The following is a 14,386-nucleotide window of genomic DNA, read 5'->3' as shown; positions in this document are numbered from 1 at the left end:
CGCAACCCGAAAAGGACGTCAATGAGCGACCATCTTTTTTACCAGTCCGCCGTGCAGTTGCCGACCATCGCGCGCGCCGAAGGCATCTACGCATGGGATACGGACGGCAACCGTCATATCGACGCGTGTTCCGGCGCGATCGTGGCCCAGCTCGGCCACGGCCACCCGGCGATCCGCGACGCGATGCTCGCGCAGCTCGACAAGGTCGCGTTCTCGTACCGGACCCAGTTCGAGAACCAGCCCGCGGTGGATCTCGCGGAGAAGCTCGTCGGCCTCGCGGGCGGGCGCTTCGACCGTGTGTTCTTTTCCAGCGGCGGCTCGGAGTCCGTCGAATCGGCATTGAAGCTCGCGCGCCAGTACTGGGTGTGCCGCGGCGAGCCGGCGCGCAGCGTGTTCATCGCGCGTCGGCCGTCCTATCACGGCTCGACGATGGGCGCGCTCGCGATGACGAGCTACACGCCGCTGACGCAACCGTTCGGGCCGATGATCCAGCTCTATCCGAAGATTGCCTCGCCGACGCAGTATCGTGTGCCGCCCGGCAAGGGGGCGGAGCAGCACGCGCTCGATTGCGCGGACGAGCTCGACGCGGCGATCCGCGAAGTCGGCGCCGAGCGGGTGGCCGCGTTCGTCGCCGAGCCGATCGGCGGCGCGAGCACGGGCGCGGAGGTGCCGCACGATGCGTATTTCGCGCGCATCCGCGACATTTGCTCGCGGCACGGGATCCTGCTGATCCTCGACGAAGTGATGACGGGCATCGGCCGCACGGGGCGCTGGTTCGGCTTTCAGCACTGGAATGTCGACGCGGACATCCTGTGCGTCGCGAAGGGGCTGGGCGCCGGTTACTACCCGACGTCGGCGATCGTGACACGGGCCGCGCTGACCGACCCGATCCTGGCGTCGGGCGGGTTTCAGCACGGCTATACGTACGCGGGCAATCCGCTCGCGAGCGCGACGGCGCTGGCGGTGATCGACGTGATCGAACGCGAGGGGCTGGTGGAGCACGCGGCGGTGACGGGCGACTACCTGCGCGGCCTGCTCGACGATCTCGCGAGCCGGCACGATTTCATCGGCGACGTGCGCGGGCGCGGCTTTCTGCTGGCGATCGAGTACGTGGCGGATCGCGCCGCGAAGACCCCGTTCGACCCGGCGCTGCGGTTCGGCGAGCAGGTGACGCGTGCCGCGCGCGAGCAGGGGGTGATCGTCTATCCGCGCAAATCCCTGATGGGAGAAACCGGCGACCACACGCTGATTGCGCCGCCGTTGATCACGACGCGAGCACAGTGCGACGAGATCGTCGAACGGCTCGATCTCGCGTTCCGGACGCTCGGGCGATGAGCGGCCGGCCGATGGACAAATGCATGCAGCTCGCGGACGCGGTCGCGCCGATCCCGGACGGCGCATCGATCATGGTCGGCGGGTTCGGATCGCCGGGCACGCCGTTCTCGCTGCTTGCCGAATTGCAGCGGCAGGGCAAGCGCGATCTGACGATCATCAAGAACGATGCGAATCAGGACAACTACGGCGTGTCGCGACTGATCGAGGCCGGCGTCGTGAGCCGGCTGCTGACGACGCATCTCGGCCTGAGCGGCGCGGCCCGGCGCGCGTATCTGTCCGGTGCGCTGCGGGTCGAGTTCTTTTCGCAGGGCTTGTTCGCCGAACGCATCCGCTGCGCGGGTGTCGGGCTGCCGGGCGTCGTGACCGACATCGAGCTGCCGGCGGAACTCGGGGTGGCGCGCGAGGCGATTTCGGTCGCGGGCAGGACGCTGTTCTTCGAGCCCGCGTTGCATGCCGATTTCGCGCTGCTGCGCGCGGATCGCGCCGATGCCTGCGGCAATCTCCGCTATCGCGGCGCGGCGCGCAACTTCTCGCCGCTGATGGCGATGGCGGCGGACCGGGTGCTGGCCGAGGCGCGCGTCGTCGACGCGACGCCGCTGGCGCCCGACGACATCCATACGCCGGGCATTCACGTGCACGGCCTCATCCAGATCGACGGAGACGGCGATGAATACCAGCCGATCGAGCGCTGACCCGCGCCACGTGATCGCGCGCCGGGCCGCACGCGAAGTGGCGCGCGGGCAACTGATCAACCTGGGCATCGGCCTGCCGACGCTGATCCCGTCGTATCTCGGCGATCCGCCCGCCGCGTGGATTCACTCGGAGAACGGCATCGTCGGCGTCGGGGCGCTCGCGCGCGCGGCCGAACCCGACAGTCAGCTGATCGACGCCGGCGGCGGCTACGTATCGGTCGTGCCGGGCGGCGCGATCGTGGACAGCGCCGAGTCGTTCGGCATGATCCGGCGCGGGCTGGTCGACATCACGTTTCTGGGGGCCCTGCAGGTGTCGGCGTACGGCGATCTCGCGAACTGGCTCGTGCCCGGCGGCCTCGTGGCCGGTATCGGCGGCGGCGCGGAACTCGCGCAGAAGGCGCGCCGCGTGATCGTGACGATGCCGCACACCGACAAGAACGGCCGGCCGAAGATCGTCGAGCGATGTACGTTGCCGCTCACGGCGAGACGCCGTGTCACGACGATCGTCACCGAACACGCGGTGTTCCGGTGCGACGCGCAGGGGTTGACGCTGGTCGAGCGGCTGGGCTCGATGAGCGTCGCGGAGATCCGGAACATGACCGATGCCGACTTCGCGGTCGACGGGGAGGCGGCATGAGCGGGACCGATCGCGACGCCTGGATCGTCGGATATGCGCGTACGCCGATCGGGCGTGCGTTTCGCGGCGCGTTCAACGATACGACGTCGCCGACGCTCGCCGCGCTGTCGTTGCGCGCCGCGCTTGCCCGCAGCGGCCTCGACCCGGAACGGATCGACGACGTGATGCTCGGCTGCGCGTTGCCGGAAGGCACGCAGTATTACAACGTCGGCCGGCTAGCGGCGCTGGCCGCGGGCCTGCCCGTGAGCGTGCCGGGCATGACCGTCGACCGGCAATGCGCATCGGGCCTGATGTCGGTCGTCATGGCGTCGGCGAGCATCGCCGGCGGCCACGCCGACGCGATCCTGGCGGGGGGCGTCGAATCGATCAGCCTCGTCCAGAATGCCCACATGAATCGCCATCGTCAGCAGGACGAACGGTTGCTGGCGCGACACGGCGACGCCTACATGCCGATGGTCGAGACGGCGGAGGTGGTCGCGAGCCGGTATCGCGTGTCGCGGCGCGCGCAGGACGACTACGCGGTGCTCAGCCAGCGCCGGGCGGAGGATGCGGCGCAAGCGGGTCGGCTGCGCGACGAGATCGTCGCGGTCGACGTGCGCAAGCTCGAGCGCGACAAGTCCAGCGGCGACAGTGTGCCGCGCATGCTGCGCGCGAGCGAGGACGAGTGCCGGCGCCCCGGCACGTCCGTCGATGCGCTGGCGGCGCTCGACGCGGTGCGCGACGGGGGCACCGTGACGGCCGGCAATGCCTGCGCGCTGGCGGACGGTTCGGCCGCCTGCGCGATCGTATCGGGCGCGATGTTGAGGACGCTCGACGCGCCGCCGCTCGGGCGCATGGTCGCGTACGCGGTGGCCGGCTGCCGGCCCGACGAGATGGGCGTCGGCCCCGTGCCGGCCGTGCGCGGGCTGCTCGCCCGCACGGGCCTGTCGGCCGCCGACATCGACCTGTGGGAACTCAACGAAGCCTTCGCGTCGCAGGTCGTGCATTGCGTCGAGGCGCTCGGGCTGTCGTACGAAACCGTCAACGTCAACGGCGGCAGTATCGCGCTCGGCCATCCATACGGCATGACCGGCGTGCGCATGGTCGGCCACGCGTTGCTCGAGGGGGCGCGACGCGGTGTGCGACGTGTCGTCGTCACGATGTGCATCGGCGGCGGGCAGGGCGCGGCCGCGCTGTTCGAGGTCGCGCGCCGCTAGCAATCGCGCGATGTCACGTCGAACGCGTCGCCGCGTTCGGTACACGATCAAATCGATCTTCTGGAGACTGGAAATGAATGTGATGCAACGATTGACGATGGTGGCGTGCGCGGCGCTCATCGGAGCCGCGAGCGTCGCGGCGCACGCCGAGGATCTCGACCGGGTCAGGCAGACCGGCAACCTGACGTTCGCGCTGACCGGCAAGTATCCGCCGTTCAGCTTCATCGACGAGTCGGGCCGGCTGAACGGCTTCGACGTCGATATCGGCAATCGCATCGCGAGCCGGCTCGGCGCGAAGCCCGTCCCGGTCATGACCGCGTGGGACGGCATCGTCGGCGGGTTGCTGGCCGGCAAGTACGACGCCGTCATCGGCAGCCTGGCCATCACCGACGAACGGCTGAAGGCCGTGGATTTCACGCGGTCGTACTATCGCTCGGGCGCGCAGCTTTTCGTGCCGAAGGGCAGCGCCGTGCAGGACATCGGCCAGCTGAAGGGCAAGGTGGTCGGCGTCACGCTCGGCGAGACGTACGAGGCGTGGCTGCGCAAGAATCGGCCCGACGTGCAGGTGAAGACCTACAAGGGCCTGCCGGACATCCTGATCGACATGCAGAACCGCCGCATCGAAGGATTCGTGACCGACCGCATCGCGGGACTCCTGACGATACGCGACAAGCACATCGACGCGAAGCCGGCCGGGGCGCTGCTTTATCCGGAGAAGATGGGGATCGCGGTGCGCAAGGACAGCCCGAAGCTGCTGGGGGCGATCAACGCCGCGCTCGATACGCTGTTCAATGACGGCGAATACGGGGCGATCAGCAAGCAGTGGCTTGGCGAGGACGTGCGCTGATTCCGTCGTCGGCCTGGCGTCCTGCATCGCGGAGGTCGCCGGACCGGCGCGTGGCATCGCGATTTCGCGTCCGTCCCCAGTTCGGCGCCACATGGCAGGCGTCAGCCGGCAGGCTGATTCCGGTCAACACATGCGTGTTCAATGGGTTTATCCTGCGTCGAATGCGTCCGGTGCTTCGTGCGTCCGGGCGTGCATCCGGGCGCGGCGGCGCCGGTCGTGCCTGCCCGCCGCGCACCGGCGCGACACCGCGCGCCGTACTTTCCGCGCGGAACCCGGAACAGGAGAGACGGCCATGGCGCTCGATCCACAGCAACGACAGACGCTGCGACGGCGGCTGAGCGAGAACGAGCAGGCGTTGCGTGCGGATATCCGCACGAGCGAAGACCATCGCGCGTCGGAGTCCTATGCCGATCTTGCCGGCGCGGCGCCGGACGAGGGCGACGAGGCGAATGCGGATCTGTTCGTCGACGTCGATCATGCGTTGATCGGCATGAAGCTGGCCGAACTGCGCGCGATCGGCCGCGCCCAGCAGCGGATGCGCGACGGCAGTTACGGCGAATGCATCGACTGCGATGCGGCGGTCGGCTACGAGCGCCTGATGGCGCGCCCGACCGCGGAGCGCTGCACGCATTGCCAGTCGATCTACGAACGACGCTACGCAACGACGCCGCGCGCAACCCTCTGACCTGACGACCCCGGCGGCCCGGCACGCGATGCGCGGCATGCGGTACGCGCCGACGGCCGTGCGCCGGCGTGCGCGTCACGCCAGCACGCCGGCCGCCGGCACATAGGGCAGGCCGAGCGCCTGCGCGACCGCTTCGTACGTGATGTGCCCGTCGCACACGTTCAGGCCGGCGCGCAGATGCGGATCGTCGGCCAGCGCCTTCTTCCAGCCGTGGTCGGCGAGCGCGAGCGCATGCCCGAGCGTCGCGTTGTTCAGCGCGAAGGTCGACGTGCGCGCAACCGCGCCGGGCATGTTCGCGACGCAGTAGTGCACCACGCCGTCGACGACGAAGGTCGGGTCCGCATGCGTCGTCGCATGCGACGTCTCGAAGCATCCGCCCTGGTCGATCGCGACGTCGACGACGACCGCGCCCGTGCGCATCGTCGCGATCATGTCGCGCGTGACGAGCCGCGGCGCCGATGCGCCCGGCACGAGCACGGCGCCGATCACGACGTCGGCATCGCGCACGGCTTCGTCGATCGTCTGTGCATTCGAGCACACGGTCGCGATCCGGTTGGCGAAGACGAGGTCGAGCTGACGCAGCCGGTTCACGTTGGTGTCGAGCACGGTGACGCGCGCGCCGAGCCCTACCGCCATCTGCAGCGCGCCGGTGCCCACCACGCCCGCGCCGAGCACGACCACGTGCGCGGCCGCCACGCCGGGCACGCCGGCCATCAGCAGGCCGCGGCCGCCGCGCGGGCTTTCGAGGTGGGTGGCCGCGACCTGGATCGACATGCGCCCGGCCACCTCGCTCATCGGCGCGAGCAGCGGCAGGCCGCCGCCCGGGCCCGTCACGGTTTCGTACGCGATGCAGACGGCGCCGGACTTCACGAGCGCGGCCGCCTGTTCGGGATCGGGCGCGAGATGCAGGTACGTGTAGAGGATCTGGCCGCGCCGCAGCATCGCGCATTCGGCCGGTTGCGGCTCCTTGACCTTGACGATCATGTCGGCGCGCGCGAAGACTTCGTCGGCGCCGTCGCAGAGCGATGCACCGGCGGCCGTGTAGTCGGGGTCGAGCAGGCCGATCGCCGTGCCCGCGCCGCGCTGCACGAGCACGCGATGGCCATGCCGCGTCAGTTCGCGCGCACCGGCCGGCGTAAGGCCCACGCGGTATTCATGGTTCTTGATCTCTTTCGGCACACCGATCAGCATGACTCGTCTCCTTGGCCTTCGTTATCGTTGTCTTGCCGGCGCGCACTGCGGCGAACGATGCGCGTGCGGCCGGTCGCGCGGGGGCGTGGCGGCCGCGGCACTGGAATAACAGCGTAGTGGCGCGCGGAGGGAAGTCAAGCGGCGCGCCGGTGCGGCGGCGCATGCGCACCGCATCGCAACATGCGCGGGCGCGGGTTGCGACCGGGCGTCGCAATGCGTGGTTTGCCGGGTTTCGGTATCGTCATGCGTGTCGCGGGCGAGGGCCGCGTGCCGGCATCTTGCCGGCAGCACGACAACACAACGGGACAAGGACACTGACCGACATGACCGGAGCGTATTTCAGTGTGCCGACGCTGTGCGCAATCGCGCTCGTTCACGTCTACTGGGCGTTGGGCGGGCGGCTGGGCAAGCGGGCGGCCATTCCGGAGCAGGACGGCGAGCCGCTGCTGCGGCCGAGCGCGATCGGTACGCTGGCCGTCGCGGCGGCGCTGCTGGGCGGCGCGTGCGGGGTCGCCGCGCGCGCCGGCTGGCTGGGGCGCAACGCATATCACGGCGCGATCTCGTTCGCGGTCGTTGCGCTCGCATTGATCTTCGCGGTGCGGGCCGTCGGCGATTTCCGCTACGTCGGCTTCTTCAAGCGCATACGCGGGTCGCGTTTCGCGCGGATGGACACGCTGTGCTATTCGCCGCTTTGCGCGGCGCTGGCGCTGTCCATCGCGTCGACGTTCTGGCCGTGGTGAGCGCGCGGGTCAGCGCGCCGGCGGCTCCCGTTCCGTGAGGTATTCGGCCGGCACCGCGTCGGTCAGCCATACGCCGTTTTCGGCGATGAAGAACGTGTGGCCTTGCCTATGCATGCGCTGCGCGTCGACCTCGAGAATCACCGGCACGCCGTAGCGCGAGCCGACGGCCAGCGCGGTCTGGCGGTCGGCCGACAGGTGCACGTGATGACGCGCGCCGGGCTTCAGCCCCTGCGCCCGGATCGACGCCAGGAAGCGCGTCGCCGTGCCGTGGTAGAGGCGCTCGGGAGGCTGCGCGGCCGGATAGCGCCGCTGCACGGCGGCGGTCGAGTGACCTTGTACCGCGCGGATGCGCCGGCCGTCTTCCGACAGCGCGAAACGCTGCTTGTCGTTGGTCGCGCAGACGGCTTCGATCGTCGCCCGATCGAGCGGGTGGCCGTGGCGGGCGGCGCCGGCGATCAGTTCGTCGAGGTCGGCCCAGCCTTCCGGGTCGAGTTGCAGGCCAATGGCCTGCGGCGCGTGGCGCAGCAGGTAGCTGAGATATTTGCTGATGCGGGTCGCGTCGGACGCCGGCAATTCGTTCTGTCGTGGTCTCATGAGACGCGGAGGCTACCAGACCGCCACGCGAACCGGCACCCTCGGCCACCCGGCGTCGCTGGAAAGAGACAGCCGCCAGCCGCAATCTGACCGCGACAATCGTCTTGCCTGCGCGTTCGCGGGCGGGCGGATCACACCATCCTTGCGCACGCCGGTTTCCGGCTTTTCAATTGTTGCATTTTTCGATGCATTGAATTGCATTGAACCATCTCGATATGGAACCGGTTCCATATATAATTCGCCGCACGCGTCGCCAGACCCGAGAGAGGGGCGTGCACGCCGCGCTTGCTGTCCGCAAATGCGGCGTCTAAGTTGAAAAGGGTCATGGGCGATAAAGGGCAGATGCCGGTAGATGTCGGCATTTGTCAGACGATAAGACCCGCAAAGAGGTCGATTCGTGCAGCGCCACCGGAGCCGCGCGCTGCGTGCCCGCATGAAGGCGTTGCCGCGCGAGGCACCGACGGCGCCCGCATCGAGCTGGTTCGCAACAGATGAAAGAACAGGAGGCCGGCCGCGTGCGGCGCGGCTGCCAATGCCGGGCGCGCCGCTTGCGGAATGCGCGCGCCCGGGCCCCGATCCCCAACGATCAACACGACCATGTCCACGCCACCTGACAAACCCAACTCGCGCCGTCGTTTCCTGCGCACGTCGGTCGCACTCGTGCCGATCGCGTCGGTCGCCGGCTGCGACCTGCGCTCGTCGTCGCCGTCCGCGACGACGGCCGGCAATGCGCCCGCCGCGTCGGCCGGCGCCGACCGCGCCCCGTACAAGCCGACCTTCTTCGATGCGAAGGAATGGGCGTTCGTCCAGGCCGCCGTCGACCGGCTGATTCCGGCCGACGCCGAAGGCCCCGGCGCACTCGATGCGGGCGTGCCCGAATTCATCGACCGCCAGATGGAGACGCCGTACGCGCACGGCGCGACGTGGTACATGCAGGGGCCGTTCCAGCAGGGCGTCCCCGAGCTCGGTTACCAGCTGAAGCTGGTGCCGCGCGACATCTACCGGCTCGGCATCGCGGCGGTCAACCGCTATTGCGAGAAGACCCACGGCAACGCGTTCGCGGCGCTCGACGCGCCGACGCGCGACGCCGTGCTCGGCGCGCTGGAGAAGGGCGGCGCGCAGATCGACGACGTGCCGCCGGGCGTGTTCTTCGGTCAGTTGCTGCAGAACACGCGCGAAGGCTATTTCTGCGATCCGGTGCACGGCGGCAATCGCGGCATGGCCGCGTGGCAGATGATCGGCTTTCCGGGCGCGCGCGCGGATTTCATGGATTTCGTCAACCAGAACGGCAAGCCGTATCCGTACGGCCCCGTCTCGATCAACGGGGAGCGGAGCTGATGGCCGCAGAAAAAAAGCCGCACGTCGATGCGGTGATCGTCGGCTTCGGCTGGACCGGTGCGATTCTCGCCAAGGAACTGACCGAAGCGGGCCTGAAGGTCGTCGCGCTGGAGCGCGGCGAGTATCGCGACACCTATCCGGACGGCGCGTATCCGAACACGATCGACGAACTGACGTACAACGTCCGCAAGAAACTGTTCCTCGACCTGTCGAAGACGACCGTGTCGATCCGTCACGGCCTGCAGGACACCGCGCTGCCGTACCGGCAGCTCGCCGCGTTCCTGCCGGGCGAGGGCGTCGGCGGGGCGGGGCTGCACTGGTCGGGCGTGCACTTCCGGATCACGCCGGAAGAGCTGCGCCTGCGCAGCCACTATGAAGAGCGCTACGGCAGGAAGTTCATCCCGGAAGGGATGACGATCCAGGACACGGGCGTCACGTACGACGAGCTCGAGCCGCATTTCGACTTCGCCGAGAAGGTGTTCGGCACGTCGGGGCAGGCGTACAAGGTCGGCGGCAAGGTGGTCGGCGACGGCAACGTGTTCGAGGCGAACCGCAGCGACAACTTCCCGCTGTCCGCGCAGCTCAACACCTATTCGGCGCAGCGGTTCTTCGACGCGGCGAAATCGCTCGGCCTGCATCCGTACCGGCTGCCGTCGGCGAACACGTCGGGCCCGTACACGAACCCCTACGGCGTGCAGATGGGCCCGTGCAACTTCTGCGGCTACTGCAGCGGCTACGCGTGCTACATGTACTCGAAGGCGTCGCCGAACCTGAACATCCTGCCCGCATTGAAGCAGGCGCCGAACTTCGAGCTGCGCTCGAAGTGCCACGTGCTGCGCGTCGATCTCGACGACACGAAGAAGCGCGCGACGGGCGTGACCTACGTCGATCCGGCCGGGCGCGAGATACACCAGCCGGCCGATCTCGTGATCGTGGCCGCATTCCAGTACCACAACGTGCACCTGCTGCTGCTGTCGGGCATCGGCAAGCCGTACGACCCGGTCTCGGGCGAAGGCGTCGTGGGGCGCAATTTCGCGTACCAGAACCTGTCGACGATCAAGGCGTTCTTCGACAAGGACACCTATACGAACCCGTTCATCGGCGCGGGCGGCAACGGCGTCGGGGTGGACGACTTCAACGCGGACAACTTCGACCACGGCCCGCTCGGCTTCGTCGGCGGCTCGCCGCTGTGGGTGAACCAGGCCGGCGTGAAGCCGATCAGCGGCATCGCGACGCCGCCCGGCACGCCGCAGTGGGGCTCGGCGTGGAAGAAGGCCGTCAAGGACAACTACGCGCACACGATCTCGATGGATGCGCACGGCACCAACATGTCGTACCGCGACGTGTATCTCGACCTCGATCCGACCTATCGCGATTCGTACGGCCAGCCGCTCTTGCGGATGACCTTCGACTGGAAGGACAACGACATCAAGATGGCGCAGTACGTGACCGGGCAGATGAAGAAGATCGCGGAGGCGATGGGACCGAAGGCGATCGGCGTGTCGACGCGCGAGTTCGGCAAGCACTTCGATTCGCGCGCCTACCAGACCACCCACCTGGTCGGCGGCGCGATCATGGGCACCGACCCGAAGACGAGCGTGCTGAACCGGTACCTGCAGTGCTGGGACGTGCACAACGTGTTCGTGATGGGTGCGTCGGCGCTGCCGCAGGGCATCGGCTACAACCCGACCGGCATCATCGCGGCGCTGGCCTACTGGTCGGCCCGCGCGATCCGCGAGCAATACCTGAAGAATCCCGCCCCGCTGGTGACCGTATGAAGAGGACGATGAACTTCCGCGCCACGCGCCGTATTTCCCCGTTGCGGCGCGCACTGGCGGCCGGCGCAACCTGGGCCGCCTTCGGCGTCACGGGCACGATGGCCTTTGCGCAACCGGCGGCGCCCGCGGTGGCGTCCGGCCCGGCGGCCGCCACCGTCGCGCAATCCGCCGACGCGAATCTCGTCAGGCGCGGCGAATACCTGGCACGGGCCGGCGACTGCATCGCGTGCCACACCGCGAGCGGCGGCAAGCCGTTCGCGGGCGGGCTGAAATTCGATACGCCGATCGGCGGGATCTATTCGACGAACATCACGCCGGACCCGAAAACGGGCCTCGGCGGCTGGACCTACGAGGACTTCACGCGCGCGGTGCGCGAAGGCGTGCGCAAGAACGGCGACACGATGTATCCGGCGATGCCGTTCCCGTCGTATTCGCGCCTCACCGACGACGACATGAAGGCGCTGTACGCGTACTTCATGCACGGCGTCGCGCCCGTCGAACACGAGAACCGCGCGGTCGACATCGTGTGGCCGCTGTCGATGCGCTGGCCGCTCGGGATCTGGCGCAAGCTGTTCGCGCCGGCGTCGAAGCCGTTCGAGGCGGCGCCGTACAGCGATCCGGCGGTCGCGCGCGGCGCGTATCTCGTGCAGGGTCTCGGCCACTGCGGCGCATGCCACACGCCGCGCGCGCCGACGATGCAGGAGCGCGGGCTGACCGACGCGGACGGCCTGGACTTCCTGGCCGGCGGCGCGGCCATCGACGGCTGGGTGCCGACGAGCCTGCGCGGCGAGCCGCGCACGGGTCTCGGCACGTGGACGGAGGCGGAGATCGTGCAGTTCCTGAAGACGGGCCGCACGCTGCGCACGGCCGCGTTCGGCGGGATGACGGACGTGGTCGGCCACAGCATGCAGTACATGACCGACGACGACCTGAACGCGGTCGCGCGCTACCTGAAGACGCTGCCGCCGCGCGTGCAGGGCGAACAGCCGCACGTGTACGACGCGGCCGTTGCGAAGGCGCTGCAGGCGGGCGACGCGAGCAAGCCGGGCGCGGCCGTCTATCGGGACAACTGCGCGGCCTGCCATCGAAGCGACGGCCACGGCTATACGCGCGTGTTTCCGGCGCTCGCGGGCAACCCGGTCGTGCAGGGCGGCGATCCGACCTCGCTGATCCACGTCGTGCTGGAAGGCAGCGCGCTGCAAGGCACGCACACCGCGCCGTCGACCTTCACGATGCCGCCGTTCGGCTGGCGCCTGTCGGACCAGGAAGTCGCGGACGTGTCGAACTTCGTTCGCACGAGCTGGGGCAACACGGGCGCGCCGGTGACGGCCGCGCAGGTCGCGAAGGTGCGCAAGAGCGTGCCGTCGACCCGGCCCGATGCGCCGCCGGGCGCGCGGTTTCCGCAAGCGTCGCGCTGACGCGGGGCGGGGCGCCGGCCCCGCCTGTCGCGCGGTGGCGCGCGGCGCCCGCGAGCCCGTGCGTCGCCTGTCGTTTCGCCGGGGTTGCACCCCGCAAAGGCGCGCCGCCGCGTGAAATTTTCGCGGTGGCGCGCCATTCTTCCGCCTCATCCCTTATCCTCTCAGTCTTGAACCTTACTAAATAGTTACAAGACCTTGGGAGGGGGGATGCCTCATGACGTCAGCCTGATTGCGTTGCTCGCGGCCGGTTTCGGGCTCGCGATGATCTTCGGTTACCTCGCATCGCTGCTGAAAATGCCGCCGCTCGTCGGCTATCTGCTCGCCGGGATCGTGATCGGCCCCGGCACGCCCGGTTTCGTCGGCGACCTGTCGCTCGCCCAGCAGCTCGCCGAAGTCGGCGTGATGCTGCTGATGTTCGGCGTCGGCCTGCATTTTTCCTTGGGCGATCTCCTCGCGGTGCGCAAGATCGCGCTGCCGGGGGCCATCGTGCAGATTACCGTCGCAACGCTGCTCGGCGGCGCGCTCGCGCTCACCTGGGGCTGGAGCGTCGGCGCGGCGCTCGTGTTCGGGCTCGCGCTGTCGGTCGCGAGCACCGTCGTGCTGCTGCGCGCGCTCGAAGGGCGCGGGCTCGTCGAGACGGTCAACGGGCGCATCGCGGTCGGCTGGCTCGTCGTCGAGGATCTCGTGATGGTGCTCGTGCTGGTGCTGCTGCCGCCCGTCGCGGGGCTGCTCGGCGGCACGCCGCCCGGCGACGCGCATGCGGCCGGCGGCAGCGTGTGGGGTACGCTCGGCGTCACGATGCTGAAGGTCGCGGCGTTCATCGCGCTGATGCTGGTGGTCGGCAAGCGCGTGTTCCCGCGCATCCTGTGGCTCGTTGCGCGCACCGGCTCGCGCGAGCTGTTCACGCTGTGCATGATCGCGGCCGCGGTCGGCATCGCGTTCGGCGCGGCGAAGCTGTTCGACGTGTCGTTCGCGCTCGGCGCGTTCTTCGCCGGGATGATGATGCGCGAGTCGGAGTTCAGCCGGCGCGCGGCGGACGAGACGCTGCCGTTGCGCGACGCCTTCTCGGTGCTGTTCTTCATCTCGGTCGGGATGCTGTTCGATCCGAAGGTGCTGCTCGACGAACCGCTGCACGTGATCGAGGTCGCGGCGATCGTGCTGATCGGCAAGACGCTCGCGGCCGTGGCCCTCGTGATCGCGTTCCGCTATCCGCTGAACACAGCGCTGACGGTTGGCGCGGGCCTCGCGCAGATCGGCGAATTCTCGTTCATCCTCGCGGGGCTCGGCCGGGCGCTCGGGCTGCTGTCCGCCGAGGGGCAGAGCCTGATTCTGGCGGTCGCGCTGATCTCGATCGCGATGAACACGCTGCTGTTCGCGATGATCGATCCGGCGCTGGCGTGGATCCGCAAGCATTCGGCGTTCGCCCGCAAGCTCGAGGCGCGCGACGATCCGCTCGCCGCGCTGCCGATGTCGACGCCGCAGACGCACCTGACCGGGCAGGTCGTGATCGTCGGCTACGGCAAGGTCGGCACGCGCATCGCGCACGCGCTGGACGAGCGCGGGATCGCGTATGTCGTCGTCGAACAGAATCGCGAGCTCGTCGAGAAGCTGCGCGAGGAAGGCGTCGCCGCCGTCTCGGGCGACGCGATCGAGCCGATCGTGCTCGTGCAGGCGCATATCGCGCGAGCCGGGATGCTGCTCGTCACGCTGCCCGACGTGTTCGACGTGCGGCAGATCGTCGAGATCTCGCGCACGCTCAATCCGGCACTGGAGGTCGTGCTGTGCACGAACAGCGGCGACGAGGCCGCGTTGCTGGCAAACGAGGGCATCGGCACCGTGTTCATGGGCGAGACCGAACTCGCGCGCGGGATGACCGAGCACGTGCTCGGCAGGATGGCGAAGCCGGCCGTGGCCGCGCATTGAGCGCGCGGCGTC

14 protein-coding genes are annotated in these 14,386 nt (G+C 69.0%); 11 read left to right on the top strand and 3 right to left on the bottom strand.

Going from position 1 to position 14,386, the window contains the following annotated elements; translation table 11 throughout:
• Positions 1-21 precede the first annotated feature (21 nt).
• The 6 genes from GQ57_RS00515 to GQ57_RS00490 all read left to right on the top strand — a co-directional run bounded on the left by GQ57_RS00515 (position 22) and on the right by GQ57_RS00490 (position 5,392).
• Positions 22-1,335: an aminotransferase family protein gene (locus GQ57_RS00515; protein WP_034196752.1), complete on the top strand. Its 1,314-nt coding sequence runs from the start codon at positions 22-24 to the stop codon at positions 1,333-1,335.
• An 11-nt stretch (positions 1,336-1,346) separates the two neighbouring features.
• Positions 1,347-2,027 carry a CoA transferase subunit A gene (locus GQ57_RS00510; protein ID WP_034196845.1) on the top strand — a complete coding sequence of 227 codons (681 nt, stop codon included), beginning with the start codon at positions 1,347-1,349 and terminating at the stop codon, positions 2,025-2,027.
• Positions 2,002-2,664, top strand: a complete 663-nt coding sequence (locus tag GQ57_RS00505; RefSeq protein ID WP_034196751.1) for a 3-oxoacid CoA-transferase subunit B — start codon at positions 2,002-2,004, stop codon at positions 2,662-2,664. The genes GQ57_RS00510 and GQ57_RS00505 overlap by 26 nt, the downstream gene beginning before the upstream one ends.
• Positions 2,661-3,860: a thiolase family protein gene (locus tag GQ57_RS00500; protein WP_031396753.1), complete on the top strand. Its 1,200-nt coding sequence runs from the start codon at positions 2,661-2,663 to the stop codon at positions 3,858-3,860. Before GQ57_RS00505 ends, GQ57_RS00500 begins: the two co-directional genes overlap by 4 nt.
• Before the next feature lie 73 nt (positions 3,861-3,933).
• Complete coding sequence (locus GQ57_RS00495; RefSeq protein WP_235214992.1) at positions 3,934-4,707, top strand: transporter substrate-binding domain-containing protein; 774 nt, start codon at positions 3,934-3,936, stop codon at positions 4,705-4,707.
• Between the two features lie 292 nt (positions 4,708-4,999).
• A complete protein-coding gene (locus GQ57_RS00490) occupies positions 5,000-5,392 on the top strand; it encodes a TraR/DksA family transcriptional regulator (RefSeq protein WP_031396751.1) in 393 nt (130 codons plus the stop codon).
• Positions 5,393-5,467: 75 nt separating this feature from the next.
• Here the strand turns inward: GQ57_RS00490 and ald are convergent, their stop codons facing one another.
• Positions 5,468-6,583, bottom strand: coding sequence for an alanine dehydrogenase (gene ald / locus GQ57_RS00485; protein ID WP_031396750.1), 1,116 nt, complete (start codon positions 6,581-6,583; stop codon positions 5,468-5,470).
• A 323-nt stretch (positions 6,584-6,906) separates the two neighbouring features.
• Here ald and GQ57_RS00480 point away from each other — a divergent pair, with 323 nt between their 5' ends.
• Positions 6,907-7,323, top strand: coding sequence for a DUF3995 domain-containing protein (locus GQ57_RS00480; RefSeq protein WP_031396749.1), 417 nt, complete (start codon positions 6,907-6,909; stop codon positions 7,321-7,323).
• A gap of 9 nt (positions 7,324-7,332) precedes the next feature.
• On the opposite strand, the gene GQ57_RS00475 is transcribed toward GQ57_RS00480, so the two are convergent.
• Together GQ57_RS00475 and GQ57_RS42950 are read right to left on the bottom strand one after the other, a co-directional pair.
• Positions 7,333-7,917, bottom strand: a complete 585-nt coding sequence (locus GQ57_RS00475; protein ID WP_052000967.1) for an RNA 2'-phosphotransferase — start codon at positions 7,915-7,917, stop codon at positions 7,333-7,335.
• 12 nt (positions 7,918-7,929) lie between these two features.
• On the bottom strand, positions 7,930-8,118 hold the full coding sequence (locus GQ57_RS42950; RefSeq protein ID WP_160257494.1) for a hypothetical protein: 189 nt from the start codon (positions 8,116-8,118) through the stop codon (positions 7,930-7,932).
• 396 nt (positions 8,119-8,514) lie between these two features.
• Between GQ57_RS42950 and GQ57_RS00470 the strand changes: the two genes are divergently transcribed.
• From GQ57_RS00470 to GQ57_RS00455, 4 genes are all read left to right on the top strand, one after another.
• Complete coding sequence (locus tag GQ57_RS00470; RefSeq protein ID WP_031396747.1) at positions 8,515-9,255, top strand: gluconate 2-dehydrogenase subunit 3 family protein; 741 nt, start codon at positions 8,515-8,517, stop codon at positions 9,253-9,255.
• Positions 9,255-11,033 (top strand): GMC family oxidoreductase, encoded by a 1,779-nt coding sequence (locus GQ57_RS00465; protein ID WP_034196749.1) that lies wholly within the window; start codon positions 9,255-9,257, stop codon positions 11,031-11,033. Before GQ57_RS00470 ends, GQ57_RS00465 begins: the two co-directional genes overlap by 1 nt.
• Positions 11,030-12,451, top strand: a complete 1,422-nt coding sequence (locus GQ57_RS00460; RefSeq protein WP_034196748.1) for a cytochrome c — start codon at positions 11,030-11,032, stop codon at positions 12,449-12,451. The genes GQ57_RS00465 and GQ57_RS00460 overlap by 4 nt, the downstream gene beginning before the upstream one ends.
• A 207-nt stretch (positions 12,452-12,658) precedes the next feature.
• Complete coding sequence (locus tag GQ57_RS00455; RefSeq protein WP_031396744.1) at positions 12,659-14,374, top strand: cation:proton antiporter domain-containing protein; 1,716 nt, start codon at positions 12,659-12,661, stop codon at positions 14,372-14,374.
• Positions 14,375-14,386: the final 12 nt, after the last annotated feature.

Source organism: Burkholderia sp. MSh2 (genome assembly GCF_000731655.1).
GTDB lineage: Bacteria > Pseudomonadota > Gammaproteobacteria > Burkholderiales > Burkholderiaceae > Burkholderia > Burkholderia paludis.
The sequence above is the reverse complement of the archived record's forward strand: the minus strand, read 5'-3'. Positions and strand labels throughout refer to the sequence as shown.

Bases quoted from the DNA above. Each gene is read 5' to 3' on its own strand.
- GQ57_RS00515 (WP_034196752.1), top strand. From the start codon at position 22: ATGAGCGACCATCTTTTTTACCAGTCCGCCGTGCAGTTGCCGACCATC.
- GQ57_RS00510 (WP_034196845.1), top strand. From the start codon at position 1,347: ATGGACAAATGCATGCAGCTCGCGGACGCGGTCGCGCCGATCCCGGAC.
- GQ57_RS00505 (WP_034196751.1), top strand. From the start codon at position 2,002: ATGAATACCAGCCGATCGAGCGCTGACCCGCGCCACGTGATCGCGCGC.
- GQ57_RS00500 (WP_031396753.1), top strand. From the start codon at position 2,661: ATGAGCGGGACCGATCGCGACGCCTGGATCGTCGGATATGCGCGTACG.
- GQ57_RS00495 (WP_235214992.1), top strand. From the start codon at position 3,934: ATGAATGTGATGCAACGATTGACGATGGTGGCGTGCGCGGCGCTCATC.
- GQ57_RS00490 (WP_031396751.1), top strand. From the start codon at position 5,000: ATGGCGCTCGATCCACAGCAACGACAGACGCTGCGACGGCGGCTGAGC.
- ald (WP_031396750.1), bottom strand. From the start codon at position 6,583: ATGCTGATCGGTGTGCCGAAAGAGATCAAGAACCATGAATACCGCGTG.
- GQ57_RS00480 (WP_031396749.1), top strand. From the start codon at position 6,907: ATGACCGGAGCGTATTTCAGTGTGCCGACGCTGTGCGCAATCGCGCTC.
- GQ57_RS00475 (WP_052000967.1), bottom strand. From the start codon at position 7,917: ATGAGACCACGACAGAACGAATTGCCGGCGTCCGACGCGACCCGCATC.
- GQ57_RS42950 (WP_160257494.1), bottom strand. From the start codon at position 8,118: ATGCAATTCAATGCATCGAAAAATGCAACAATTGAAAAGCCGGAAACC.
- GQ57_RS00470 (WP_031396747.1), top strand. From the start codon at position 8,515: ATGTCCACGCCACCTGACAAACCCAACTCGCGCCGTCGTTTCCTGCGC.
- GQ57_RS00465 (WP_034196749.1), top strand. From the start codon at position 9,255: ATGGCCGCAGAAAAAAAGCCGCACGTCGATGCGGTGATCGTCGGCTTC.
- GQ57_RS00460 (WP_034196748.1), top strand. From the start codon at position 11,030: ATGAAGAGGACGATGAACTTCCGCGCCACGCGCCGTATTTCCCCGTTG.
- GQ57_RS00455 (WP_031396744.1), top strand. From the start codon at position 12,659: ATGCCTCATGACGTCAGCCTGATTGCGTTGCTCGCGGCCGGTTTCGGG.